This window comes from Mesorhizobium sp. M1A.F.Ca.IN.022.06.1.1, from assembly GCF_003952605.1.
Taxonomy (GTDB): Bacteria; Pseudomonadota; Alphaproteobacteria; order Rhizobiales; family Rhizobiaceae; genus Mesorhizobium.
The window spans coordinates 5,982,285-6,007,913 of sequence record NZ_CP034455.1 but is presented as its reverse complement, the minus strand read 5'-3'; the positions used below and the strand labels follow the sequence as shown (position 1 = coordinate 6,007,913).

Annotated in this window: 21 protein-coding genes and 1 pseudogene; 11 read left to right on the top strand and 11 right to left on the bottom strand. The window is 63.9% G+C overall.

Annotated elements, in window-relative coordinates; all coding sequences use genetic code 11:
* Positions 1–39 precede the first annotated feature (39 nt).
* From EJ078_RS28555 to EJ078_RS28545, 3 genes are all read left to right on the top strand, one after another.
* The gene (locus EJ078_RS28555; RefSeq protein WP_127403627.1) at positions 40–819 is read left to right on the top strand and encodes an SDR family oxidoreductase; all 780 of its coding nucleotides are present in this window, start codon (positions 40–42) and stop codon (positions 817–819) included.
* 161 nt (positions 820–980) lie between these two features.
* A complete protein-coding gene (locus EJ078_RS28550; RefSeq protein WP_067328387.1) occupies positions 981–3,302 on the top strand; it encodes an NADP-dependent malic enzyme in 2,322 nt (773 codons plus the stop codon).
* Between the two features lie 121 nt (positions 3,303–3,423).
* On the top strand, positions 3,424–4,626 hold the full coding sequence (locus tag EJ078_RS28545; RefSeq protein ID WP_067328384.1) for a DUF2865 domain-containing protein: 1,203 nt from the start codon (positions 3,424–3,426) through the stop codon (positions 4,624–4,626).
* Here EJ078_RS28545 and gltX read toward each other — a convergent pair.
* Positions 4,544–5,917 (bottom strand): glutamate--tRNA ligase, encoded by a 1,374-nt coding sequence (gene gltX / locus EJ078_RS28540; protein ID WP_127217184.1) that lies wholly within the window; start codon positions 5,915–5,917, stop codon positions 4,544–4,546. The two genes, EJ078_RS28545 and gltX, sit on opposite strands and share 83 nt — an antisense overlap.
* A 724-nt stretch (positions 5,918–6,641) precedes the next feature.
* Between gltX and EJ078_RS28535 the strand changes: the two genes are divergently transcribed.
* Both EJ078_RS28535 and EJ078_RS28530 read left to right on the top strand, forming a co-directional pair.
* Positions 6,642–10,433, top strand: a complete 3,792-nt coding sequence (locus EJ078_RS28535; RefSeq protein ID WP_208720969.1) for a vitamin B12-dependent ribonucleotide reductase — start codon at positions 6,642–6,644, stop codon at positions 10,431–10,433.
* Positions 10,434–10,593: 160 nt separating this feature from the next.
* Positions 10,594–10,965, top strand: coding sequence for a VOC family protein (locus tag EJ078_RS28530; RefSeq protein WP_127403625.1), 372 nt, complete (start codon positions 10,594–10,596; stop codon positions 10,963–10,965).
* Between the two features lie 232 nt (positions 10,966–11,197).
* On the opposite strand, the gene EJ078_RS28525 is transcribed toward EJ078_RS28530, so the two are convergent.
* The 4 genes from EJ078_RS28525 to EJ078_RS28510 form a co-directional block, all read right to left on the bottom strand.
* Complete coding sequence (locus EJ078_RS28525) at positions 11,198–11,680, bottom strand: DUF2314 domain-containing protein (protein ID WP_127217052.1); 483 nt, start codon at positions 11,678–11,680, stop codon at positions 11,198–11,200.
* A 138-nt stretch (positions 11,681–11,818) separates the two neighbouring features.
* Complete coding sequence (locus tag EJ078_RS28520; RefSeq protein WP_127217051.1) at positions 11,819–12,979, bottom strand: GH25 family lysozyme; 1,161 nt, start codon at positions 12,977–12,979, stop codon at positions 11,819–11,821.
* A gap of 211 nt (positions 12,980–13,190) precedes the next feature.
* Positions 13,191–13,976: a phosphodiester glycosidase family protein gene (locus EJ078_RS28515; RefSeq protein WP_095800824.1), complete on the bottom strand. Its 786-nt coding sequence runs from the start codon at positions 13,974–13,976 to the stop codon at positions 13,191–13,193.
* Positions 13,977–14,029: 53 nt separating this feature from the next.
* A complete protein-coding gene (locus EJ078_RS28510) occupies positions 14,030–14,902 on the bottom strand; it encodes an undecaprenyl-diphosphate phosphatase (RefSeq protein ID WP_066995237.1) in 873 nt (290 codons plus the stop codon).
* A 187-nt stretch (positions 14,903–15,089) separates the two neighbouring features.
* On the opposite strand from EJ078_RS28510, the gene EJ078_RS28505 reads away from it, so the two are divergent.
* The gene (locus tag EJ078_RS28505; RefSeq protein WP_127217050.1) at positions 15,090–16,001 is read left to right on the top strand and encodes a hypothetical protein; all 912 of its coding nucleotides are present in this window, start codon (positions 15,090–15,092) and stop codon (positions 15,999–16,001) included.
* A 40-nt stretch (positions 16,002–16,041) separates the two neighbouring features.
* Here the strand turns inward: EJ078_RS28505 and EJ078_RS28500 are convergent, their stop codons facing one another.
* From EJ078_RS28500 to EJ078_RS28490, 3 genes and pseudogenes are all read right to left on the bottom strand, one after another.
* The gene (locus tag EJ078_RS28500) at positions 16,042–16,254 is read right to left on the bottom strand and encodes a hypothetical protein (protein ID WP_067328366.1); all 213 of its coding nucleotides are present in this window, start codon (positions 16,252–16,254) and stop codon (positions 16,042–16,044) included.
* Positions 16,255–16,408: 154 nt separating this feature from the next.
* Positions 16,409–16,805, bottom strand: a pseudogene (locus tag EJ078_RS28495) (GFA family protein).
* 132 nt (positions 16,806–16,937) lie between these two features.
* Positions 16,938–17,186 carry a ParB N-terminal domain-containing protein gene (locus tag EJ078_RS28490; RefSeq protein WP_095800826.1) on the bottom strand — a complete coding sequence of 83 codons (249 nt, stop codon included), beginning with the start codon at positions 17,184–17,186 and terminating at the stop codon, positions 16,938–16,940.
* Between the two features lie 144 nt (positions 17,187–17,330).
* Here EJ078_RS28490 and EJ078_RS28485 point away from each other — a divergent pair, with 144 nt between their 5' ends.
* From EJ078_RS28485 to EJ078_RS28470, 4 genes are all read left to right on the top strand, one after another.
* Entirely contained in the window at positions 17,331–18,971 is a 1,641-nt protein-coding gene (locus EJ078_RS28485; RefSeq protein ID WP_127217316.1) for a N,N-dimethylformamidase beta subunit family domain-containing protein, read from the top strand.
* Position 18,972: 1 nt separating this feature from the next.
* Complete coding sequence (locus tag EJ078_RS28480) at positions 18,973–20,355, top strand: aspartate aminotransferase family protein (RefSeq protein ID WP_127248021.1); 1,383 nt, start codon at positions 18,973–18,975, stop codon at positions 20,353–20,355.
* A gap of 224 nt (positions 20,356–20,579) precedes the next feature.
* Complete coding sequence (locus tag EJ078_RS28475; protein WP_208720968.1) at positions 20,580–21,077, top strand: GNAT family N-acetyltransferase; 498 nt, start codon at positions 20,580–20,582, stop codon at positions 21,075–21,077.
* A complete protein-coding gene (locus EJ078_RS28470) occupies positions 21,074–22,102 on the top strand; it encodes a histone deacetylase family protein (RefSeq protein ID WP_127403624.1) in 1,029 nt (342 codons plus the stop codon). The genes EJ078_RS28475 and EJ078_RS28470 overlap by 4 nt, the downstream gene beginning before the upstream one ends.
* A gap of 1 nt (position 22,103) precedes the next feature.
* Here the strand turns inward: EJ078_RS28470 and EJ078_RS28465 are convergent, their stop codons facing one another.
* From EJ078_RS28465 to EJ078_RS28455, 3 genes are all read right to left on the bottom strand, one after another.
* Entirely contained in the window at positions 22,104–23,372 is a 1,269-nt protein-coding gene (locus EJ078_RS28465) for a cysteine desulfurase-like protein (protein WP_127217200.1), read from the bottom strand.
* Between the two features lie 36 nt (positions 23,373–23,408).
* Entirely contained in the window at positions 23,409–24,476 is a 1,068-nt protein-coding gene (locus EJ078_RS28460) for an aldo/keto reductase (RefSeq protein ID WP_067328473.1), read from the bottom strand.
* Positions 24,477–24,593: 117 nt separating this feature from the next.
* A complete protein-coding gene (locus EJ078_RS28455) occupies positions 24,594–25,112 on the bottom strand; it encodes a hypothetical protein (RefSeq protein ID WP_164757420.1) in 519 nt (172 codons plus the stop codon).
* 331 nt (positions 25,113–25,443) lie between these two features.
* On the opposite strand from EJ078_RS28455, the gene EJ078_RS28450 reads away from it, so the two are divergent.
* The gene (locus EJ078_RS28450) at positions 25,444–25,608 is read left to right on the top strand and encodes a DUF1127 domain-containing protein (protein WP_082954041.1); all 165 of its coding nucleotides are present in this window, start codon (positions 25,444–25,446) and stop codon (positions 25,606–25,608) included.
* Positions 25,609–25,629 lie beyond the last annotated feature (21 nt).

The following is a 25,629-nucleotide window of genomic DNA, read 5'->3' as shown; positions in this document are numbered from 1 at the left end:
AGGCGCTAGCTTGCCGCCCTCGAAAAAGGAGAAATCACCATGGATCTCGGCATTCGCGGCAAGAAGGCCATCGTCTGCGCCTCGAGCAAGGGACTGGGGCGCGGCTGCGCGATTGCGCTGGCCGAAGCCGGCGTCGACCTTGTCATCAACGGCCGCAACGCCGAGCTGTTGGCGAAGACGGCGCAGGAAATCCGCGAAAAATTCGGTGTCGAGGTGATCGAGATCGCCGGCGACGTCTCGAAGCCGGAAGTGCAGAAGGCATTGCTTGCCGCCTGCCCCGCCCCCGACATCCTGGTCAACAACAATGGCGGCCCGCCGCTTCGCGATTTCCGCGAGCTCGACCGCGCGAAAATCCTCGAAGGCGTGACGCAGAACATGGTGACGCCGATCGAGCTGATCCAGGCGGTCATCGACGGTATGGCCAAACGCGGCTTCGGCCGCATCGTCAACATCACATCGCTGTCGGTCTATGTGCCGATCCCGGGCCTCGACCTGTCGTCGGGCGCCCGCGCCGGCCTGACCTCGTTCCTTGCCGGCGTGGCCCGCACGGTCATCGACCGAAACGTCACCATCAACAGCCTGTTGCCCGGCAAGCTCGACACCGACCGGTTGCGTGGCCCGCATGAAGCCGGCACGCCGGAAGACCCGGCAGCGGCCGCCGCGCGCAAGGCCCGCATCAGCGCCGACGTACCGGCAAAGCGCCTCGGCACGCCGGAAGAGTTCGGCCAGATCTGCACCTTCCTGTGCTCGGTTCATGCCGGCTATCTCACTGGACAGAACATCCCGGTCGACGGCGGCCTCTACGTCAGTGCGTTCTGACGAGCTTCGTCAATCCGCCGCAAGTTTCCGAGCCAACAGGCTGAAATGGATTGATTATCTTCGCCTCGGCATCGTGAATGCCAGGGCCGACATTTGGCGTCGCGAAGAATCGCCGCTGCATGCTAAAAGGCTCGAAAGCAAGAAGCGCAGGAGGGCCGCGAATGGACGGCGAGAGCAAGAAAACGGCCCGATCGGACCTCGATGAGGCCGCGCTCTTCTTTCACAAGCACCCCACCCCGGGAAAGCTCGAGATCCAGGCGACCAAGCCGCTGGGCAACCAGCGGGATCTCGCGCTTGCCTATTCGCCGGGCGTTGCCGCTCCTTGTCTCGAGATCCGGGACGATCCCGCGGCCGCCGCCGACTACACGGCGCGCGCCAACCTCGTCGGCGTTGTCTCCAACGGCTCGGCGGTGCTTGGGCTGGGCAATATCGGCCCGCTCGCCTCCAAGCCGGTGATGGAAGGCAAGGCGGTGCTGTTCAAGAAATTCGCCGGCATCGACGTCTTCGACATCGAGATCGATGCTCCCGAGATCGAGCGCATGGTCGAGACGGTGGCCGCGCTCGAGCCGACCTTCGGCGGCATCAATCTCGAGGACATCAAGGCGCCTGAATGCTTCGAGGTCGAGGAACGGCTGAAGGCCCGCATGGGCATTCCGGTTTTCCATGACGACCAGCATGGCACGGCAATCATCGTCGCCGCCGCGGTGCTCAACGGGCTGGAATTCGCCGGCAAATCGATCTCCGACATCAAGATCGTCACGTCCGGCGCGGGCGCTGCAGCGCTCGCCTGCCTCAACCTTTTGGTCTCGCTCGGGGCCAAGGTCGAAAACATCTGGGTCACCGATCGTTTCGGCGTCGCCTACAAAGGCCGGGTCGAGGAGATGGACCGCTGGAAAGACCCTTATGTGAAGGACACCCAGGCGCGCACGCTGACCGATGTCATCCCCGGCGCCGACGTCTTTCTCGGCCTCTCCGCCGCAGGCGTGCTGAAGCCAGAACTCCTGCAGCACATGGCGCCGAAGCCGCTGATCCTGGCGCTCGCCAACCCGACGCCGGAGATCATGCCTGAGGTGGCGCGCGCGGCACGGCCCGACGCCATGATCTGCACCGGGCGCTCCGATTTTCCCAATCAAGTCAATAACGTGCTCTGCTTTCCTTACATTTTCCGCGGCGCGCTGGATTGCGGGGCGAGCGCCATCAACGAGGAGATGAAGATGGCCGCGGTCAGAGCGATCGCGGCGCTGGCCCGCGAGGAGCCATCGGACGTCGCCGCCCGCGCCTATTCCGGCGAGACGCCGGTCTTCGGCCCGGACTTCCTGATCCCCTCGCCCTTCGATCCGCGGCTCATCCTGCGCATCGCGCCGGCGGTGGCGAGAGCCGCCTGCGACACCGGCGTGGCGACGCGGCCGATCTCCGATTTCGCGGCCTATGTCGACAAGCTCAACCGCTTCGTCTTCCGCTCCGGCCTGGTGATGAAACCGGTGTTCTCCTCGGCCAAGGCCGCCAGCGCCAAGCGCGTCATCTACGCCGACGGCGAGGACGAGCGCGTGCTGCGGGCGGCACAGGTAGTCCTGGAGGAAGGCATCGCCGAGCCGATACTGATCGGCCGTCCGCATGTCGTGGAAGTCAGGCTGAAGCGTTACGGCCTGCGCATCCGGCCGGGCGTCGATTTCGGCCTGATCAATCCGGAGGACGATCCGCGCTACCGGCACTATGTCGATCTGCTGATCGAACTCGCCGGCCGCCGCGGTATAACGACGGAAGCCGCCCGCACCATGGTGCGCACCAACAACACGGTGATCGCCGCCCTTGCGTTGAAGCGCGGCGATGCGGATGCGATGATTTGCGGGCTCGAAGGCCGCTTCGAGCGACATCTGCGCAATGTCACGCTGATCATCGGGCCGCGTCCCGGCATCAAGGACCGCGATCTCTCGACGCTGTCGATGCTGATCTCGCAGCGCGGCATCATCTTCCTCACCGACACCCATGTCTCCGTCGATCCGACGGCGGAGGAGATAGCCGAGATGACGGTGCTGGCGGCGGAAGAAATCCAGCGCTTCGGCATCGAGCCGAAGGCAGCATTGCTGTCGCATTCGGATTTCGGCTCGCGCGATTCGCCCGGCGCGCTCAAGATGCGCGAGGCCGCCGCCATCCTCGCCCGCATCGCGCCGGAGCTGCAGTGCGACGGCGAGATGCATGCCGACTCGGCTCTTTCCGAGCACCTGCGCCAGCGCGTCTACCCGCATTCGCGGCTGAAAGGGGAAGCCAATCTGCTGGTGTTCCCGAACCTCGATTCGGCCAACATCACGCTGACGGCGCTGCGTGCCATGATGGACGCGCTGCATGTCGGGCCGATCCTGCTCGGCACCGACAAGCCCGCGCACATCCTGACCCCTTCTGTGACGTCGCGCGGCGTGGTCAACATGACGGCACTGGCGGTGGTCGAGGCGGCGCACAAGGCGCAGGCGCTCGCCCCGATCTGAGTTGAGGGTGAGCTCTGGGTTGTGCGAGCTCGCGCCAGCGGAATTGTGTTTGGCTAGTAAGCTAGGGAACAGTTAACCACGAACGCGGTAGCCTTCCACAGGCAATCGGGATTCCAGGCGGATGAAGGGGTTGAAGCTGACGCACCTTGCTGCGCTGCTTGCAGTGTTGGCGGCGTCGGCTGTCGCTGTGACGGAGCCGCAGGCCGCTTCTCGCACCTGCCGCCAGCTCGAAGCGGAGCTTGCAGCCACGCGCGGCGGTGGCGGCGGTCCGGGACTGATCCGCAAATATGACGACGCGATCGCCCGCCAGCGCGAGCAGCTGGCCAAGGCGCGCGGCCGCGCCGGTGATGCCAATTGTGGCTTCGCGCTGTTTTCGCGCAATGCCGGCCAATGCGCGGCGATCAATGCCTCGATAGAGCGTATGAACGCCAATCTCGACATCTTGCAGGCCAAGCGCCAGCGGCTGGCCGGCGGCGGCACGCGGCGCGACCGCAGCCGCATTCTTGCGGCGCTCGACGCCAATGGCTGCCGCGATGATGAAGTCGAGCCGCCTCGCGCCCCGATCCAGGACGCCGCCCGCAACAATGGTGGCGGCAATCTGTTCGAGCAGCTCTTCGGCCGTGGCGACGAGGAGATCGATACGCTCGACACGCCTGAAGCGCTTCCGCCAGACGATCCCGGCGCGCGCAACATCCGCCGGGTGATCAACCAACCCGACGGCATGGACCTGCCGAGAATGAACGGCGAGTTCCGCACCGTCTGCGTGCGCACCTGCGACGGCTATTTCTTCCCGATGTCGAACGCCGCCTCTCTTGGCGATTTCGAGCGCGATCAGAAGAATTGCGAATCGAGCTGCCCCGGCACCGAGATGCAGGTCTTCTACACGCGCGGCATGGACGATGACGCCGGCAACATGACGTCCTCGGCGACCGGCCGTCCCTACAGCGAGCTGCCGACGGCCTATCTCTACAAGCAGGCAAACTACTCGCGGCCGCCGCAATGCGGCTGCAACGCCCAGGCCGAAAACTTCTCGATCATAGGCGGCAATCCGCCCAATCCGGAGCAGCCGCAGCCAGACAGCGGGGCGACGACCCTCGTGCCGGCGGCCAAGCTCGATGCTGGCGCCGATCCCGAAACGCTCGCCAACGCTGCAGGCGGGCTCGACCGCGCGGCTATCAAGCAGCTGACCGCCAAGGTGCCGGCGTCACCGGTTTCGGCCCTGCCGCCGGAACAGCGCAAGGTCAGGGTCGTCGGGCCAGCGTTCCTTCCCGACCCATCAGCGGCAATAGATCTGCAAGCTCCGGCCCCGAAGACCGCCCGGTAAGGGCAAGCCGCAGCGGCATGAACAGCGGCTTGCCCTTGCGGCCCGTCGCTTCCTTGATCTTGCCGGTCCAATCCTTCCAGACCGTGCCGTTCCAAGGCTCTTCCGGCAACAGGTCGAACGCCTGGTGGAGGAAATCACGGTCCTCGCCGGAAAATTCCGCCGGCTCCTGCGGCCCGTCGCTCAGGATGCGCCACCAGGCGACCGCGTCGGACAAACGGTCGATATTGCCGCGCACGGCGAGCCAGAAGGGCTCGGCCCTGTCGCCGGAAATGCCAAGCACAATCAGCCGGTCGCGCGCCTCCTCGAACGGCATTTGGTGCATCAGCGTGCGATTGAGCACAAAAAGCTCGTCGGGATCGAACTTGGCGGCAGACTTGGATGTCGCGGCCGGGTCGAAATGGCTGGCGAGCTCGTTGAGATCGTGCGCTGCAGCGACATTCTCCGATGTGCCGACGAGCACGGCAAGCGAGGCGACAGCCATCGGCTCGATGCCCTCCTCGCGCAGGCTTTCTATCGACAGCGCGCCCGTGCGCTTCGACAGCCCCTCACCCGACACGGTGGTCAAGAGATTGTGGTGCCCGAACACCGGCGGCTCAGCGCCCAGCGCCTGGAACAAGGCGATCTGCACGCCGGTGTTGGTGACGTGGTCGTCGCCGCGTATGACATGGGTGACGCCCATCTCGATGTCGTCGACCACCGAAGGCAGTGTGTAGAGATAAGTGCCGTCCTCACGCACCAGGACCGGGTCCGACAGTGAGGCGAGATCGACGGTCTCCTCGCCGCGCACAAGGTCGTTCCAGTGCACCTCGGTCCGTTCCGGCTGCAGCGGGTCGCCGGTGAAGTTCGGCAAAAGAAAGCGCCAGTGCGGCCGGCGCCCGTCGGATTCGTATTCGGCCACCTGCTCCGGCGTCAGCGTCAACGCCTCGCGGCCATAGACCGGCGGCAGGCCGCGCGTGCGGCGCACCTTGCGGCGCAGGTCGAGCTCCTCCGGCGTTTCGTAGCAGGCATAAAGCACGCGCGCCGCCTTCAGCCGCTCCACCGCGGCGTCATAGACTTCAAAGCGACGCGACTGGTATTCGGTAACGTCGGGAAAAATGCCGAGCCAATGCAGGTCATAGAGAATTGAATCGGCGAATTCCTGCGTCGAACGGGCAACGTCTGTATCGTCGAAGCGCTGGATGTAGCGGCCCTTGTTGTTCATGGCGAAGAGCCAGTTGAACAGCGCGGTGCGGGCATTGCCGATGTGGATGCGGCCGGTCGGCGACGGGGCGAAACGAACGGTAACTGTCATGAGCGGGGCGTAGCGAATGCTTCCAGGCTTGACAAGACACGCCCCCGCGCAGGGCAACAGATAGTCCAAGCCAGCTAAAATGAAAAGCCGCCCGTCGGGCCCGGCCCCGGGCAACCCGGCGAGCCGTCCGCAAGGACCCGCCAAATAAAGGCTTTTCGATGCGCCTTTCTGTCCCCGTTATCCACATATGTGACACACAACATGTTGGGGTCACAAAAGCTACAAAAACGAATCCTTGACGGGTCAGAACGAGTCGCTTTTTATAGGCCATGCGCTCCTGTTGCGGGCGTGACCGGAGAGTTCAGAGGCCGGTCTTTTTTCCCGGATTTTGTGCGTTTTGCCCACATTTCCGCCCGTTCACGAGGCCGGCGGAAGCGTTGGGAATGATGGGGCTTGGGTGGGGCGAAAGGGAGAATTGTCGGGCTGGAAAAAATGATCTGTTAACACTATATTTAGTGTTTGCAGGCAGGCTCGACCCTAGATAGTGTGAACCTCCCTCTTCCGAGGGAATCGACAAAAGTTTCAGTTTTGAGGGACCCGTGGGTCGGCCTGCAGCCTGGGTGAGCGCCTGGAAGGGCGTTTGCTTGTCTGCACGGTGTTGCCCGCGACGAGGAGAATGCCGGCGTCGCCTGCGATGCCGGCAAACGGCGGACCGTGCTTTTCGCCTGGCGGGGCAGCAATCCCTGGGGAAAAGCGCTATATGTAGACAAAAGGGACCGGACCAATGCGCATCGAGCGTCGCTTCACCAAGCCAGACCAAGCAGGTCAAGAAGGGGCAGCTTACGCGGAGATCGAATTCCGCAAGGCCCTGTCGGAGATCAAGAATCCCGACGGCTCGGTGGTGTTCCGCCTCGACAACATCGATGTGCCGGCGCAGTTCAGCCAGGTCGCGGCCGACATCCTGGCCCAAAAATATTTCCGCAAGGCCGGCGTCCCGGCGCGCCTGAAGAAGGTCGAGGAGAACGACGTCCCCTCCTTCCTGTGGCGTTCGGTTGCCGACGAGGCCGAACTCGCCAAGTTCCCCGAGGCCGAGCGCTATGGTTCGGAAACCGATGCCCGCCAGGTCTTCGACCGGCTGTCCGGCACCTGGACCTATTGGGGCTGGAAGGGCGGCTACTTCAAGTCCGAAGAAGATGCCCGCGCTTTCCGCGACGAGCTTGCCTATATGCTGGCCACTCAGCGCGTGGCGCCGAACTCGCCGCAATGGTTCAACACCGGCCTGCACTGGGCCTATGGCATCGACGGGCCGAGCCAGGGTCACTTCTATGTCGACCCCTTCACCGGCAAGCTGACCAAGTCGAAGTCGGCTTACGAGCATCCGCAGCCGCATGCCTGCTTCATCCAGAGCGTTCAGGACGACCTCGTCAACGAGGGCGGCATCATGGACCTGTGGGTGCGTGAGGCGCGCCTGTTCAAATACGGCTCCGGCACCGGCTCGAACTTCTCGATGCTGCGCGGCGAAGGCGAGAAGCTGTCCGGCGGCGGCCGCTCGTCCGGCCTGATGAGCTTCCTCAAGATCGGCGATCGCGCGGCGGGCGCCATCAAGTCGGGCGGCACCACGCGCCGCGCCGCCAAGATGGTCATCGTCGACGCCGACCATCCCGACATCGAGGACTTCATCGACTGGAAGGTCAATGAGGAGCAGAAGGTCGCCTCGCTGGTAACCGGCTCGAAGATCGTCAAGAAGCACCTCGAAGCGATCATGAAGGCCTGCGTCAATTGCGAAGGCAATGGCGACGACTGCTTCGACCCGGCCCTCAACACCGCGCTGAAGCGCGAGATCAAGGCGGCCAAGAAGGACGCCGTGCCGGAGAACTACATCTATCGCGTCATCCAGTTCGCCCGCCAGGGCTACACCTCGATGTCGTTCAAGACCTACGACACCGACTGGGACTCTGACGCCTATCTCACCGTTTCCGGCCAGAACTCCAACAACTCGGTGTCGCTGAAGGACAATTTCCTGCGCGCCGTCGAGGCCGACGGCGACTGGCAGCTCACCGCCCGCAAGGATGGCAAGGTGCTGAAGACGCTGAAGGCGCGGGATCTGTGGGAAAAGATCGGTTATGCCGCGTGGGCGTCCGCCGATCCCGGCCTGCATTTCAACACGACGATGAACGACTGGCACACCTGCGCCTCCGCCGGTGCGATCCGGGCCTCCAACCCATGCTCGGAATACATGTTCCTCGACGACACGGCCTGCAATCTCGCCTCGATCAACCTCCTGCCCTACCGCAAGGAAGACGGTACGATCGACATCGCCGCTTACGAGCACACCGTTCGGCTGTGGACCGTCGTGCTCGAGATCTCGGTGATGATGGCGCAGTTCCCGTCCAAGGAGATCGCCAAGCTCTCCTACGACTACCGCACGCTCGGCCTCGGCTACGCCAATATCGGCGGCCTGTTGATGACGTCCGGCATTCCCTACGACTCCGACGAGGGCCGCGCGATCTGCGCCGCGCTCACCGCCATCATGACCGGAACCGCCTATGCGACCTCGGCCGAAATGGCCTCCGAGCTCGGCGCCTTCCCGGACTATGACCGCAACGCCCAGAACATGCTGCGCGTCATGCGCAACCACCGCCGCGCCGCCTATGGCGACAAGGACGGCTACGAGAAGCTCGCCGTCAATCCGGTGCCGCTGGTCGCCTCCGACCTGAAGCAGCAGGCGCTGGCCGAGCATGCCCGCGCCGCCTGGGACCGCGCCATCGAGCTCGGCGAGGAGCATGGCTATCGCAACGCGCAGGCGACCGTCATCGCGCCGACCGGCACGATCGGCCTGGTCATGGACTGCGACACCACCGGCATCGAGCCCGACTTCGCGCTGGTGAAGTTCAAGAAGCTCGCCGGCGGCGGCTACTTCAAGATCATCAACCGCGCGGTGCCGGAAGCGCTACGCACGCTCGGCTACTCCGAAAGCCAGATCGCCGAGATCGAGGCCTATGCCGTCGGCCATGGCAACCTCAACCAGGCGCCCGGCATCAACCCGTCTTCGCTGAAGGCCAAGGGCTTCACCGATGAGAAGATCGCGGCGCTGAATGCGGCGCTGAAGTCGGCCTTCGACATCAAGTTCGTGTTCAACCAGTGGACGCTCGGCGCCGATTGGGTGAAAGAGACGCTCGGCTTCACCGACGAGCAGCTTTCCGACTTTTCCTTCGAGATGCTGCCGGCGCTGGGCTTCTCCAAGAAGGACATCGACGCGGCCAACATCCATGTCTGCGGTGCGATGACGCTCGAAGGGGCGCCGTTCCTCAAGGCCGAGCACCTGCCGGTGTTCGACTGCGCCAGCCCCTGCGGCAAGATCGGCAAGCGCTCGCTGTCGATCCAGAGCCACATCCTGATGATGGCCGCGGCGCAGCCCTTCATCTCGGGCGCCATCTCCAAGACCATCAACATGCCGAACGAGGCGACGGTCGAGGACGCCAAGAACGCCTACATGCTGTCCTGGAAGCTGGCGCTGAAGGCCAACGCGCTCTATCGCGACGGCTCGAAGCTGTCGCAGCCGCTCAATGCCTCGCTGCTCGCCGACGGCGAGGAGGACGAGGAGGAGGCGGTCGAGCAGCTGATTGCGGCGCCCGCCGCGCAGCGCGCCGTGCAGGTGACGGAAAAGATCGTCGAGCGCGTCATCGAGCGTCTCTACCGCGACCGCGAGAAGCTGCCGAACCGCCGCAAGGGCTACACGCAGAAGGCGGTCGTCGGCGGCCACAAGGTGTATCTCAGGACCGGCGAGTTCGACGACGGCCGCCTCGGCGAGATCTTCATCGACATGCACAAGGAAGGTGCTGCCTTCCGCGCCATGATGAACAACTTCGCCATCGCCATCTCGCTCGGCCTGCAATATGGCGTGCCGCTCGACGAATATGTCGAGGCCTTCACCTTCACCAAGTTCGAGCCGGCCGGCATGGTGCAGGGCAACGACGCGATCAAGAACGCGACGTCGATCCTCGACTACGTGTTCCGCGAGCTTGCCGTCTCCTATCTCGGCCGCCACGACCTCGCGCATGTCGATCAGTCGGACTTCGACAAGACGGCGCTCGGCCGCGGCATCACCGAAGGCAAGGCGACGCCGTTCTCCAAGGGCCTCTATCGCGGTGCCTCGCCGGTGAAGCTGGTGTCGGCTGCCGGTTCAGACCCCAAGGGTTTTGGCGGCTCAGCCCCGACGACGGCCCCTGCCCGCGCAGCGCCCACCGCCTTCGCCGGCTCCAACGTGCTGGCGTTGAAGCCTGCAAGCGACGAGGCCCTTGCCTACAAGCGCGACTATGAGGAGCGCGCCAGGGAACTGGCCGAGGAGATGGTGGAAGAGGAAGCCGAGGCCGCCGGCGGCGCCGAGGCGTTCTTCACCGACGCCGCCGCCAACGAGGCCGCCGAGGCCAAGAAGCTAGCCGCCACCCGTCGCCAGCAGTCCTTGATCCAGGGTTACACCGGCAACGAATGTTCGGAGTGCCACAACTTCACCATGGTGCGGAACGGCACCTGCGAGAAGTGCGACACGTGTGGTTCGACGAGCGGGTGCAGCTGAGGCCCGATGCCGCCAAGGCTGACAGTCAGCGAAGTTATTCGCAAGTTGGAGGCCGATGGCTGGTATCTGGTTGCAACCAAATGCAGCCATCGCCAATATAGATCAAAGCCGGCCGCGTCATCGTGGCCGGCCGCACTGGCCTGATTGTCCAAGGCCTTCCATGATCGACCACATCACCATCGAAATGTGCGACCTCGAACAGAGCAAGCTCTTCTACGAAAAGGCTTTTGCGCCCTTGGGCTACAGCCTCGCTTTCGGCAAGGAAGGCGTGTTCTGGGCCTTCGATGTCGGCAATGGCTGCCTGTTCGAGATCCAGAGCACCGGCGAGAAGCCGCCGCTCACCCATCTTCATGTCGCTTTCCGGGTGAAGGGCAAGGCGGAGGTCGATGCGTTCTATAGGGCGGCGTTGGAGGCAGGTGCCGCGGACAATGGCGCGCCCGGGCCGCGTCCGGACTACGCGGCGAACTACTACGCCTGCTTCGTGCTTGATCCCGACGGTTACAACATCGAGGCGATGATCAACGAGGCGTGACGGGCGATGCCCTTCGGCTTCGTCATTCTAGGGCGGAGCAAGGAGCGAAGCGACGCAGCGCAGACCCTAGAATCCATGCCGTTACATCAAGGCGCTGCGGCGTTTCAGAATTCTGCACGCTGCGCCCTACGGCAATGGTCACGGCATGGGTCCTCGGGTCAAGCCCGAGGACGACGAAAGCCCGATGGACGGCCTCTCCTCCGCTCTTGTGGGGAGAAGGGAGCGCCGCCCGTCAATCCTTGAACGTGATCCCGTATTTCGCCGCCTGTTCCTTCGGCATGTCGGCCAGCGCTTGGCGCACCGTGTAGCCGCCATAGACGTCGCCGCCGTTGCGGATCATCCAGTCCTCGACATCGGCCTCGTCAACCGTCATGCGGTCGCCCATCTTGTATTGGTTGCCGTTGACCGGCTTGTCGGCCAGCAATCCGACGAAGCGGCCGTCGCTGAAAGCCACAAGCTGCATCCAGATATGCTCGGTGGCGCCGTTCTGGGTCAGCGGGAACTTGACCGTATAGGTGCCAGGCGTGCGGGCGGCCATCAACTCATGGAAGCGGGGTAGCGTCGAGTGGCCCTTGGCCTTAGCGCCCTGCATCGCCTCGTCGGTGGTTGAATAGGCGACCACATTGGCGTTGGGCGTATTGCTGCGCAGGTGCGAATTGAAAAATCCGTAGCCGACGGCGGCCACCACAGCGGCAGTGACAATCAGTTTGCGCATAGACCCCTCCAAGACGCGATCACGAACACGTTACCGGAAGGCCGTTGCCGCGCCGCTAAGGGAGACGGTGAGTCGATGGTTAGAGAAATCCTGAAATTACCGTCGATCGCCGCCCCGCGCCGGGTGAAGCATACGGCCTCAATTCGCGTCGGCTACCACCTCGCCGCCGCCCAGCCACCTGCGCCACTGCCGCTCGTCGCCGTGGAAGACATTGAGGTCGATGCGGCCGCTCACGCCATGCGACAGGCCGGAGCCCGAATATTGCCAGAACAGCCAGTTGCGGCCCGGATAGACCTTTGACGGATGGGCGGCCACCGCGCGCAGCCAGAACGGATAGTCGAGAAATGCACCACGCAGATTGTCGCGATAAAAATCCGGCGACGTGTAGATGATGGGCCGCTGGCCGTAGTGGCGCTCCAGCTTGTCCATGAACACCTGCATCTTCTCCAGCACCTTCTGGCGCGAAGGCCGGCGCTTGCAGGAGGACTCGCCGTTCCACTCGACATCGATGACCGGCGGCAGCGCGCCCTGGACTCGCGGCACGTTGCGGATGAACCAGTCGGCCTGCTCGCCGGCGGTGCGGCACCAGTAGAAGAAATGATAGGCGCCGCGCTTCAGCCCGGCGGCATCGGCGCCGCGCCAGTTTTTCATGAACATCGGATCGAGATGGTCGCCGCCGTCGGTCGCCTTGATGTAGGCGAAGTTGGCGCCCTGGGCGCGCAGCTTTTGCCAGTTGATATTGCCCTGCCAGCGCGACACGTCGACGCCATGGACGGCAAGGTGCCTGGGCGAGGCGCGGCCGAAATTGATCGGCTTGGCATCGCGAAAGGCATAGCGGGTAACAGGGCCAGCCAGCATCGCGGGCGCTGCGCGGGACAGCCGCTTCGGCGGCGAGACGAGTGCTGCGGCCTCGACCGGAGGCTCGACCGTATCCGGCAGGTCCGGCGCCGGGAATGCCACCGTCTCTTCCTCGGCCAAGCCAAAGGGACGCGAATTCTCGACGTCAAGACGCGAGTTCTCGCCCCCTGGACGCGCGTTGTCCTCGTCAACACGAGCATTCTGGTCGCCAGGCAGCGACGCCGGCGGCCTGATGCGCGCGGCGCCCGCCATGGAAACGGTCTCCACCGTCATCGCAGCGTCGGCGGTCTTCACTGCCTTCGTTACCGGCGCGCTCGGCCGCACGACCGAACTGGTCGTCTCGTTCGACGGCATCTGCAAGGCATCAACGCCCGAGGTAGACGAGCAGCCGGCAAGGCAAAGCCCTGCAAGCACGAAACTGACGACGCCAAAAATCCGCATCTTGACCTGTACGCAAAACAAAACAGACCGAGGGCCGAAACAGCGCCGCCGGAAGCCCCATTCCTAATGAGAAATTACCAACAAAGTTTGAATCAAAATTTACCTTTGGTTCGGCGGGGCGATTCGCCAGGCAAGCCGACAATAAAAGCTCCGCCTTTGTTTCCACGCAATTTCCGAACGGCACACCGCTTCTCGGTTTTCCTCGAATTGCTCAGCGCCTGAACACGCCGATCATCGGCCCGAGATTCCAGAAATCGTCGTTGCGGCCAATAGCCGGCGCATAGAGGCTGGAGATCGACCCGTCGAGGAAGAGCGCGTTGGGACAGTCGAGCTCGTCGCGGAACAGGCGCGCGAATTCGTGGAAAGTCACCACGTCGTTCGAGATGGCGAAGACGACGACGCCGTCGCCACGCACGCCGACGCCATCGCGGATTTTTCGCGAAGGGCTGTCGGCCTGGAATTTCGGATGCAGCTTTCCGTCGATCACCAGCATCGGCCCGGACTGGGTGGCATAGTCCACCTTCGGGGAACGCTTCAGATAATCCTTCGTCGCGCGAACGCCGGCCTTGCCGTCGCTAAGATAGAAGACGCCGTTGGGCTGCATCGAGAAATTGCCGGAGCCGGCCCCGGTCTTCGCCGACGCGATCTGCTGCCCGCGCTCGACATAGAGACCGACAGGCGCGAGATTGGGATGGTACATGCCGGCATTGATGCCGAAGAGCATGGTGCGTCCGGCCGCCTGCTGCGCGCTTCGAAGATTGTGCAGCGACTGGTAGAGCTTGCCGTCGGGATCCTTCCAGAACAGCTCGATCGAGTAATGCTTCGGGTCCGTCTCGCAGACGAGATAGGTCGCGGTCTCGAAGGTGTGATTGCGGCACGGCGGCAGCGCTGCGACCCATTGGCTGAGCCCCAGGCCCGCACCGACTACTGCCGGCACCGCCGATTTCACCAGCGCTGCCAGCAACGGCAGCGATTGCAGCAGCGTTGCAATGTCCATAGCGCACCCGAAGCAAGGTTCAGGTGCCGGTATAGCGGATTCGGTGAAAGCCTCTAGCTCAGCCAGCCGACGGCGACGCCGATCAGCAGCACGACGCCGAGCAGGCCGCGATAGATGACGAAGGGCCAGGCGGAAAAGCGCTCGAGCACGCGCATCAGTCCCCATATGGCGAAGAAGGCGGAAATCGAAGCGACGACGAGGCCGACCGCCAGGACCGACCAGCCATAAGCGCCGAGGTGAATCTTGTGCAGTTCCCAAAGCTCCTTCAGGCCTGCCAACGCGATGGCCGGCAGGCCGAGCAGGAAGGAAAGCCGCGCCGCCTCCGGGCGGGCATAGCCAAGACCCAGCGCCGCCGTCAGCGTCGATCCCGAGCGCGACACGCCGGGAATGAGCGCGCCGACCTGGGCCACGCCGACGAGCAAGGCGTCGAGCACGGACACCTTGTCCAGGGTCAGCCTGTGGCGGGCATAGATTTCCGACAGCGCAAGCAGCACGGCCATGGCGATGCAGGCCCAGCCGATCACGGCCAGCCCGCGCAACGGCGAGTTGCAGGCATTGAGCACGCTGGATAGCGCGAGGCCGGCGATGACGATCGGAACGGTGGCAAGCACGATGCCGATCGCCAGGCGGAAATAGCGGTTGGCATAGTCGCGGCGCGTGAGCGCCGCCAGCGACCCCACCGCGACTTCCCTGACGTCGCTCCAGAAATAGCTGATCACCGCGGCAAGGGCCGCGAGTTGCATAGCCGCAGAAAAGGCCGAGCCCGGGTCCTGCCAGCCAAGCACGGCGGGCACGACGCGCATATGCGCCGTCGAAGAGATCGGCAGCAGTTCGGTGATGCCTTGCACGATGCCGAGAAACGCCACCTTGGCGTAGCCCAGGCTGACAAAGCCGGTGTCCAATCCCTGCGTGCAGACGTCCGTCATCCCTGTCCTTTCCCCGGCGAAAAATGAATTGTTATGCGCAAAGCCCCTCAAGGGCAGGCTTAGCCTCATGGTACGGCGAAGCCAATTCACGGATTTGTAAGGTGCCGCTTATCCTGCTTGACAACAGGCGCTTCCATATTATCATGCGCTAATCTTACACTGTAAGGCAGATCGGAGGAGGACTAGCATGTCGACTGCCGCCCTCTCGGAACTGCAGCCGGTCGTCCCGCCGGTGTCGCACCATCCGGAAATCGGGATCGAGGAGGTCTCGCGTGATTTGAGCCGCGCCATCGAGCGCGCAGAGGTCAATGCCTGGCTCGATCTCTACGATGCCGCGCCCACGGAATTCGCCGCGCGGCACGGCTTGTCGCTCGCCCGCGACGGCGACCTCGTCTGGACCACCTGCACGACGATCCCGTTCATCCATTTCAACTGCGTGAAGAACATCGGCGTCGACGGCCCGGCCACGGAAGATCAGCTCGATTCGCTGCTGGCGCATTACCGCGCTGCCGGCATCTTGCGGCCGTGGTTCTGCACAAGCCCGCACACCGAGCCTTCCCGGCTGCGCTGCTGGCTGGAAGCGCGCGGGCTCCAGCATCAGAGCGGCTGGGAACGAATTTTTCGCGACGCAACGCCGCTGCCTGCCGAGCCGCTGTTCCCGGCAGACGATCTGTCGGTCGAAGAGGTTACGTCCAAGACCGCTCCCGAATGGGCCTCCTTCATCGATGCGAAGTACAGGCTGCCCACCTCGCCCTGGCTCATGGCGCTGGTCGGCCGCGAGGGTTGGCGTCACTACATGCTGAAACGCGATGGCGCCGTGGCTGCCGTGCGTTCAATGTTCATCTCGGATGGCGCCGCCTGGAGCGGGATCGACGCCCCGGTGCCTGGCATCATGGAGCCGAGCTTCGACCTCGACGCCATGCTTGGCGAAAGGCTGGTCCGCGACGGCATAGCCGCCGGCGCAAGACTGTTCGTCGCCGACATCGAGGCGCCGCGCCCCGAACGCGACGGTCCGGCCTACCGCAACTACGCCCGGCTCGGCTACAAAATCGCCTATCTCCGCAGTCATTACAGCTATTTGCCGGCGTATTCGAGCTGATCGGAAAGATCTAAAGCGCGTCAGTTCGGCGCGACGCGCTTTAGCGGTACAGCCATTGCTTCAGGCAGCTTCTGGCCACGATATGCGCCGGCGGCAGCACCGGCTGGTCGAAGCGGGAATCGTCGGCAGCCCTGTCGCGAGCCTTTTCCAAGAGCAGGCGAAGCTCGGCCGGGCGCACGCGGTCTCGCTCCATCACGAGTTGGATCATCGGGTCGTTCAAAAGCTCGTCCAGGGGGTTGCTGCTCTCGCTCATCCGTCGCCTCCTCGATGCCTTCCCGCGTGGCGCTTTAGATAGGCAGCCAATGATGGCCCGCCAATGACGCTTTGCCGGCTATCTCGTGAATCGAAGATGAAATTTTTGTGCAGGCATTCTTCCTTCTCCCATTGTTGTGGGAGAACGGAAAACTCTATGCCGGCGGTGCCCCCTCATATTGCGGCAGGCCGTCATCCAGCCGCACCCAAGGCTGCTTCGAAGCGGTCCAGAAATGCATGTCGGGCTTGAACGCGGACGGATCGTCGAGCGAGCCGGATGTGACGCCGAGAATGCCCCTGGAGTCACGTCGCGAAAAAGATCGTCGTGCCGCAAGCCGGGCAGAAGCCACGCTTGAGGTCCGGCGAGGAATTGACCGTCGCCACCGGCCCCTCGATCGTGACATCATCGATGCGAAACAGGAGCCGCGCATTGAAGGCGGCGCCGATCGCCTTCTGGCACAGCCGGCAATGGCAGACGCGCTCGTTGATTGGTTCGGCCTCGGCGCGATCGCGCACTGCGCCGCACAGGCATCCGCCCTGGTATTTCGCCATTTCCAAGTACCCGATTGACAGGAAGGCCGGCACGGTAGCGGCGAACATCGCAGCGTCAATTAAAAAGCATTGATAGGACGCGATCGCTCACGGTGATGCAGGGGCCGACACGGCAACCGATAGGGAATGGCGTCAGTGGCGGCGCGCCTGGACGAGATAGGCGTCGATCTCGGTTTCGCCGAGCCATTTGGCGGCTTCCAGCCGGTGCAGCCCCTCGATCAGGACATGGCGCTTGCCGTCGTGGCGCACCTGGATCGGGGTCTTCATGCCGTTCTCGAGGATATCCTCGGCAAGATGGCGCACCGTCTCCGGATGCAGCGTCTTGCGCCTCGCCATCGGCACATAGATGTCGTCGACCTTGACCCTTTGCACGCGCAGCATCTTGGCTCCCGGCGTTCAAACATCGCCTGAAGATCAAATAAGCCGTTTGCCGGATAAGGCCAAGCGCCTGCTGGCCCGATCGTTTCCATTTGACGCTTGGCCGTCCTACGGTCTCAATGGCGACCTCTTGGTTTCGGTTTTTCCATGACGCAACGGCCCGCCGACTTTCCCGATTTCGGACTGACGCCCGAGCAGCGCCGGGAGGCGGTGCGCGGGCATTATTACGAGTGGCCCGGCATGGATGGCTCGAGCGGCGAGATCTGGTGCTACAGCGACCGCTTTTCCTATCGTCCGGGCGAGACGGTGACGATTTTCGTCAGCTCGACGGCCCCGCAATTCAGGATTGTCATCGTCCGCGACGGCGGCGATGAAACCAAGGTCTTCGATGGGTCGGGACTGTCGGCGCGCTGGCAGGAAACGCCCGAGCAATGTTCGGTCGACGGCTGCGGCTGGGAAGCCTCGTTCGAATTCCGCATCGGCGATGACTGGCCGTCGGGAGCTTACCGTGTCAGGCTTTCGGCTGAAGGGCCGGACGGCACGCCGATCGAGAGCCACCACCTCTTCATCGTCGCGCCCCTGCCCGGCCGCAAGCCTGGTCGCCTGCTGCAGATCGCCGCGACCGGCACCTGGCTCGCCTATAACACCTGGGGCGGCTCCAACCACTATCAGGGCATCACCGGCCCGAACCGCGACCGATATGCCACGATGGTCTCCACGCAGCGCCCTTGGTGCCGCGGCTTCGTCGTGCTGCCCAAGGATGCACCGCGCGTGCCCCTGGAAGTCGCTGTGCCGCCGAAGACCGTGCCGCGTTATCCGCATATGGAATGGGCCTTTGCCACGGGACATTCGAAGAAATACGCGTCTTCCGGCTGGGCAAGCTACGACAGCCATTTCTTCCGCTTTGCCGAACGCGCCGGATATCAGGTCGACCTCGCCAGCCAGTACGAGCTGCACTTCTCGCCGGAAATCCTCGACGGCTATGATTGCGTCGTCTTCGTCGGCCACGACGAATACTGGACCTGGGAGATGCGCGACGCGGTGGACGCTTATGTCGAGCGCGGTGGCCACGCGGCGCGCTTCGCCGGCAATTTCATGTGGCAGACCAGGCTGGAGGACGAGGGCCGACGCCAGGTTTGCTACAAATACCGGGCGCGGGCCGAAGACCCGGCCTATCGCGGCGGCGACATCACCCGCGCCACCAATTCCTGGGAAGCGCCGGAGATCGGCCGTCCGGGCAGCGCTACCTTCGGCCTCAACGCGACGCGTGGCGTCTATGCCGGCTGGGGCGGCTGCGTGCCGCGCGGTGTGCGCGGCTTCCCGGTCTACCGCCCCGAGCACTGGGCCTTCGCCGGCACCGGCATCTATTATGGCGACCTGCTTGGCGCCGATAGCCATGTCTATGGCTATGAGGTCGACGGGCTCGATTTCGAAATACGCGGCGGCCTGCCGTACCCGACTGAAGAGAGCGGCGCGCCGGACGGCTTGCAGGTGCTGGCCGTCGGCCTAGCGAGTCAGGTCGAGGAAAGCGCCGACATTCCGATCGAAGACCAGTTCCTCACCGACGAGGACGGCCGCTTCACCGCCGAGACTTTGTTCGGCGAGGCCAGCGACGCCAATCTCGATAAGGTCAAGCGCGGCAACGGCATGATCGTCAATTTCCCGCGCGGCAAGGGCGAAGTCTTCCACGCCGGAAGCTGCGAATGGGTCGCCGGCCTGCTAAGGCAGGACGCGATGGTCGAACGCGTCACCAAGAATGTTCTCGACCGCTATCTCGGAAAGTCCTGACATGCCGACACCGGAAGTGCAGCCCTCGCCTGAAGCCGAAGCGCGGCCGCCGTCGCATTTGTTCTATCTCTCCAGCCTGCGCCGGCCACTCGTCGACCGCGCCGAGGGCATCTATTTCTGGACCAAGGACGGCCGCCGCTTCATCGACGGTTCAAGCGGACCGATGGTCGCCAATATCGGCCATTCCAACCGCAACGTGCTCGACGCCATGAAGCGGCAGATGGACAAGACCACCTTCGCCTATCGGCTTCATTTCGAGAACGAACCGGCGGAAGAACTGGCGCGGGCACTGGCTCACAAGCTGCCCGAAGGCATGGACCGCATCTTCTTCGTCTCGGGCGGCTCGGAAGCGACCGAATCCTGCATCAAACTCGCCCGGCAATGGGCGGTCGCCACCGGGCAGCCGAAGCGCTGGAAGGTGATCACCCGCTTCCCGTCCTATCACGGTGGCACGCTGGGTTCGCTCGCCATCACCGGCGACGACGCGCTTGCCGAGACTTTTACGCCGTTGATGCGGGTGATGCCGACGGTGCCGGCGCCGGCTGCCTGGCGCGATCGCGACAACCTCTCGATGGAGCAGCGCGGCATCCGTTATGCCGACATGCTCGAAGACAAGATACAGGCCGAGGGCCCGGAAAGCGTGCTCGCCTTCATCATGGAGCCCGTCGGCGGCGCGGCAACGGCAGCCCTTGTCGCGCCCGACAGCTACTATGCGCGCATCCGCGAGATATGCGACCGCTACGGCATCCTGCTCATCCATGACGAGGTGATGAGCGGTGCCGGCCGCACCGGTAAATTTTTGGGCGGCGACCATTGGAACTGCAAGCCGGACATCGTCGCGCTGTCAAAAGGGCTGGGCTCCGGCTATGCGCCGCTCGGCGCGCTGGCGGCTCCCATGCGGCTCGTCGAGCCGCTGCTCGCCTCGGGCGGCTTCCAGCACGGCCACACCTACGCCGGCAATCCGCTTGCCTGTGCGGCCGGCCTTGCGGTGCTGAGCGAAATGGACCGGCTCGATCTCATCGCCAACGCCGCGACCATGGGCGATGTGCTGATCGCAGAGTTGAAGGCGTTGCAGAAGCGTTTCCCTTTCATCGCCGACGTGCGCGGCAAGGGCTTGCTGCTCGGCGCCGAGATGGTCGCCGATCCGGAGGCGCTGACGCCGATCGCGCCGGCGAAAAAGGCAACGCAGCGCCTGCTCGACCACGCCTATGCGCGCGGCCTGATCATCTATGGCCGCAAGGTCAAGGGGGGCGTCGACGGCGACAATTTCATGGTGGCGCCGCCGATGATCATCACGCGCGAGCAGATCGGCGAGATGATCGCAATCATCGGCGACTCGCTCGAGGCGCTGGCGGAAGAACTCGACCTGCCGGTGGCAGGCTGAGGGTGAAATGGCGCTTTGAGACGTCCTGAGATGTTCGCGATCCTTCGCACCCGCCTCTGGCCTGCCGGCCATCTCCCCCGCAAGGGGAGAGATCCGATGTCCCTGTCGCTTTCGCCAATCGCCGACGTTGCAGGAACCGCGCCGTCGGTGCACCTGCTGATCTCCCCCGTTGCGGGGGAGATGTCCGGCGGGACAGAGGGGGGTGCCCGGGCGCCATACTTGTCGTGAGCACAATTATCCTCCGCCCCGGCCAAATCCAGGATGCCGAAACCATCCATGCCGCCTTGCTGCGCCTCGGTACCCACATCGGCGCGCATCAAGAGATCACCTCGACACCGGATGACCTCCGCCGCTACGGCTTCGGCGCAAAGCCCGCCTTTTCGACCTTGATCGCCGAGGTCGACGGCGAGTTTGCCGGGCTCTGCCTGCACTTTCCGATCTTTTCGACCTGGATGGGCCGGCCCGGGGTCTTTGTGCAGGACCTCTATGTCGAGGACCGCTTTCGCGGCCGCCGCATCGGTGAGAAGCTGTTGCGGCGCGTGGCCAAGGAGTGTCGCGCTGCAGGCGGCGTCTATCTCAGGCTCTCCGTCGACACCGATAACGAAACCGCCAAGACCTTCTATGAAAAGCTCGGTATCGGCCGGTCGAGCTACGAGCAGGTGCACAAGATTGTCGGCGAGGCCTTTTTTGCCTTTGCCGACGCGCCGGAGGACGAACGATGAAAGCCTTCTATGCCGAGGAACAGAAGCACCATGACCCTAGGGCCTTCCTTTCCAGCGGCGCGCCGCAGCCCAATCCGGAAAAGCCGGAACGGGTCGAGAGATTGCTAGCCGGCGCAAGATCGGCCGGTGTGACGATCGAGCGGCCGAAGGACCATGGCCTTGGGCCGATCGCCGCCGTGCATACGCCCGAATATCTCGACTTTCTCGAGCACATCTTCGCGCGCTGGCAACGCATCGAAGGCGCCTCGGCGGAGGTCATCCCGAACATCCATCCAATCGGCCGCGGCGGCTCCTACCCGGCCTCGGCGGTCGGCCAGGCCGGCTATCATATGGCCGACACCGCCTGCCCGATCTCGGTAGAGACCTGGAACAGTGCGCTCTGGAGCGCCTGGAGCGCAGTGGAAGCCGCCGAAGCCGTGATGACCGGCGCGACGGCGGCTTACGCGCTCTGCCGCCCGCCTGGCCATCACGCCTTTGCCGACGTGGCGGGCGGCTTCTGCTTCATCAACAATTCGGCGGTCGCCGCGCAGGTGCTGAGAAAGGACGCGGGACGCGTCGCCATACTCGATGTCGACCTGCATCACGGCAACGGCACGCAGGGAATCTTTTACGCCCGGCCGGATGTTCTGACCGTCTCGCTGCATGCCGATCCGGTGCGCTTCTACCCCTTCTTCTGGGGCCATGCCGACGAGCGCGGCGAAGGGGCGGGCCTCGGCTACAACCTCAACCTGCCGCTGCCGCGCAAATCCGGCGACGCGGCCTTTCTGGAAGGGCTGAAAACAGCCTTCCGGCGCATCCGTGCCTTCGCGCCGGAAGCGCTGGTTGTCGCGCTCGGCCTCGACGCATTCGAAGGCGATCCGTTCGGAGGCCTTTCGGTGACGACGCCCGGCTTCGCGCGCATCGGCGAGGCGATCGCCGGCCTTGGCCTGCCGACGGTCATCATCCAGGAGGGCGGCTACCTCTGCGATGCGCTCGGCGACAACCTCACCGCTTTCCTGACCGGCTTTGGCGGGAAGAAAGGATAGTTCAGGCGCGCTGCTGCCTCAGCATTGCAATGACGCGATGTACGCTTTCCAGCGTCTCGTCGATCTCTGCGGCCGTGTTGTAATGCGCGATGCCGATGCGCACGACGCCCTGCTCCGGCGGAATGCCGAGTTGGTGGACGATCTCCCATGCATAGTTGTGGCCGGACCACAGGAAGATGTTCTCGGCATTCATCTGTCGCACGATCGTTTCCGGCGCGATGCCCTCTACCGTGAAGGAAATTGTCGGCACGCGATCGCCGAAGCGTTCCGGGTCGGTAATGCCGCGGATAGTCAGCCCCTCGATGTCCGACAAGCCCTCGATCAACTGCCGGGCGAGCGCGTTCTCGTAAGCGATCGACACTTCGAAGGCTCTCGCTATCCGCTGCCGCCGCGAACCGCCCTCGCCGGCTGCGGCGCCGAGATCGGCGAAGTAGTCGACCGCTGCGGTCAACCCAGCCATCAGCTCGATCTGCGGCGTGCCGAGCTCGAATCTTTCCGGCAGGTGGTTGGACGAGCAGCGGCATTTGTAGGGTTTCAGCGCATCGATGACGTCGCGGCAGCCCCACAATATACCCATATGCGGCCCGAAGAATTTATAGGCCGAGCAGACCAGGAAATCGCAGCCCAGCGCCTGAACGTCGATCAGCCCGTGCGGCGCGAATTGCACCGCGTCGACATAGACCAGCGCCCCGGCCTGCTTGGCGAGTGCCGTCAGCTCGCTCACGCGGTTGATCGAGCCGGTGAGGTTCGAGGCATAGTTCAGCGCCACAAGCCGCGTCCTTTCCGAAAGCAGCGCCTTCAGCCGCGCTTCCTCGACCTGCCAGCTCTTGTCGTCGAAGGGCAGGAAACGCACGACAAGGCCGAGATCCTCTGCAAGCTGCAGCCAGGGCGAGACATTGCCCTCGTGGTCCATGCGGGTGAGGATGATCTCGTCGCCCGGCTTCATCGTCCGGCCGAGTGTGCGCGACATGTGGTAGGTCAGCGTCGTCATATTGGCGCCGATGATGATTTCCTCGACGCTTGCCGCACCGAGAAAATCGGCCATCGCCGCATGCGCATCATCGACCACCTGCTGCGCCGCGACCGTCGTTTCGAAGAAGCCGCCGAGGTTGGCGTTTGTCGTTAGCAGGCAGCGCGAGACCGCATCCGCCACCGCCTGCGGCACCTGGGTTCCGGCGGGATTGTCGAGATAGATGCGACGGCGGCCCTTGTCGGTCAGCGAAAGTGCTGGAAACCGTCCGCGCACGAGCTCGATCGGAAAATCTGCCATCGCCTCCATCGCTCCGTCCTTCTCAATGATTTCCAGTCACGGGCAAGGGTTGCCGACGCGCTGGTGGATGGCATCGACCGCCTTCTGCATCTCCTCCGTCCAGCGGACCTCGACCGAAGACAGCGCCATGTCGAGCTGCGCGACGCTGGTGGCGCCGACGATATTCGCGGTCACAAAAGGCCGGCTCGTCACATAGGCGTTGGCGAAGAGCGCCGGCTCCATGCCGAAAGAGCGCGCCAGCTCACTGTATTGGAGCAGCACTTCCGCCGCATTCGGCGTCTCGTAGCGCTGGCCGCGATTGAAGAGCTGCGTGCGAGAGCCTTGCGGCCGCGCGCCGTGATCATATTTGCCGGTGAGGTAGCCCTGCGCCAGCGGAGAATAAGGTAGAAACGCGATCTCTTCGCGTTGGCAGACTTCGGCCAGGTTCACCTCGAAGGTGCGGTTGACGAGATTGTAGGCGTTCTGCAGCGAGGCGACGCGCGGGCCGACGCCCTTGTCGGACTCGGCCAGGAAACGCATGACGCCCCACGAGCTTTCGTTCGACAGGCCTAAATGGCGGATTTTTCCCGCCTTCACCAGTTCCTCGAAGACAGCTAGCGTCTCGGCGATCGGCGTCTCGTCCGCCGGCGCTCCGACAGCATCGGCCCGCCGCGCTACCGCCCCGACCCGCGTCGGGTTCGAACCCCAGGGAATGTCCCGGTCCGGCCAATGAATCTGGTAGAGATCGATGTAATCGGTGCGGAGCTTGGCGAGCGACTTCTCGACCGCATCGAAAATGTCGGCGCGCACAAGCTTCGATGGCCGGCCGCCGCGAAACCAGGCGTTGGCCGTGCGGCCGACCACTTTCGAGGCGATGATGACCTTGTCGCGGTTGCCCCTGGTCTTCATCCAACTGCCGATGATCCTCTCGGTCCACCCTTGCGTCTCGGCTTTGGGCGGGATCGGGTAAAGCTCGGCGGTGTCGATGAAATTCACGCCGCGCGAGAAGGCCAGATCCATCTGGGCATGGCCTTCGGCCTCTGTGTTCTGCTGGCCCCAGGTCATCGAACCGAGGCAGATTTGCGAAACAAGGAGGTCTGTCCGACCGAGGCGGCGTTTTTGCATGAAATGTCTCCGGCGGGAGGTGGCGCGCGGTTGCGCGGGGAGGAATTCAAGCATAAGGCATAGGCCGGATTTTCTCCAAGCCGGTCCTGGCGACTTTTGCGTGAATTCGGAAACCGGTTAGCGTCGTGCCGGGGCCAGCGCGCGCCGCTTGGCCTCGTCGATCAGCATGTTGGCCACTTGCATGCGGATCATGGCGCGCTGACGCAGATGCGGGGCGACACGGTCCGGATGGTTGGCGAAGGCGAAGTTGCGTCGAATGCGGCCGAAATCGGTATCCTTCGCAGGGCGATCGAGGCCGAGCTCGCCGGCAATCGATTCAGGGTCGATCGGCGCCAGCTCTTCCTCAGGGCGATCCTCTTCCTCAGCGAGAGCCAGCTTGGCCTGGTCGAGAAGCGCGGCGAACTCGGCGGCAAGGTCGGCGCCCGCTTCGCGGTACTCGGCGGCAACGCTTTCGCCGGCGACCTTGATGCGGCCGGAGTGAAGCTCGTCCGCCACCGACAGATAGTCGAATGGAATAGAGGGCCGGGCGCCCCCGTCTTCGCCCTTCTCGGAAGCGATGATGAGGTCGTCGAGCAACGAAGCGAAATCCAGCTTGTTCCCGGTGCCGATCTCAGCCTCCTCCTGTCGCAACGGCATTCATTGTTGCCGTCGACCATAGATCGCTGTCGTTAAAAATGAATGCCGACAACATGAACGATTGCGGGTGTTGCAGCTGCAGACGCCGGCCGGAAAGATCAAAGCGGCGCTGCATTTGATACAGACCGGCAGGTCGCCAGAGTGGCGAGGAAAAGCCCGCCTGGGGGCCAGGACCGTGGCGTACGGTCGAGTTTCCGCAAAAGTTTCAGAAGAGAAGCGATTTTGGCGGAAAAAATTCACCAGGCATGGCTGCCATGCACTTGCTGCAATGCACAATTGTAACAAATCACCTATACTCTCGGCGTGTGGAGGACAAACAAGGGGCTGGAATATGGGGTTCTTCACCGAAATGTTCGCGCGGCCGCGGCCGCAGGAACAACAGCGTTACCGATCGGCGCTCGCGCTGCTGAACGCGATGAGCAACGCCGACCGCGCCGATATCGGCATCAAGCCGGCCGACTTTCCGCGTATCGCCCGCGAGATGTCGATACGCTGATTCAACGATGAAAAGAGGGTT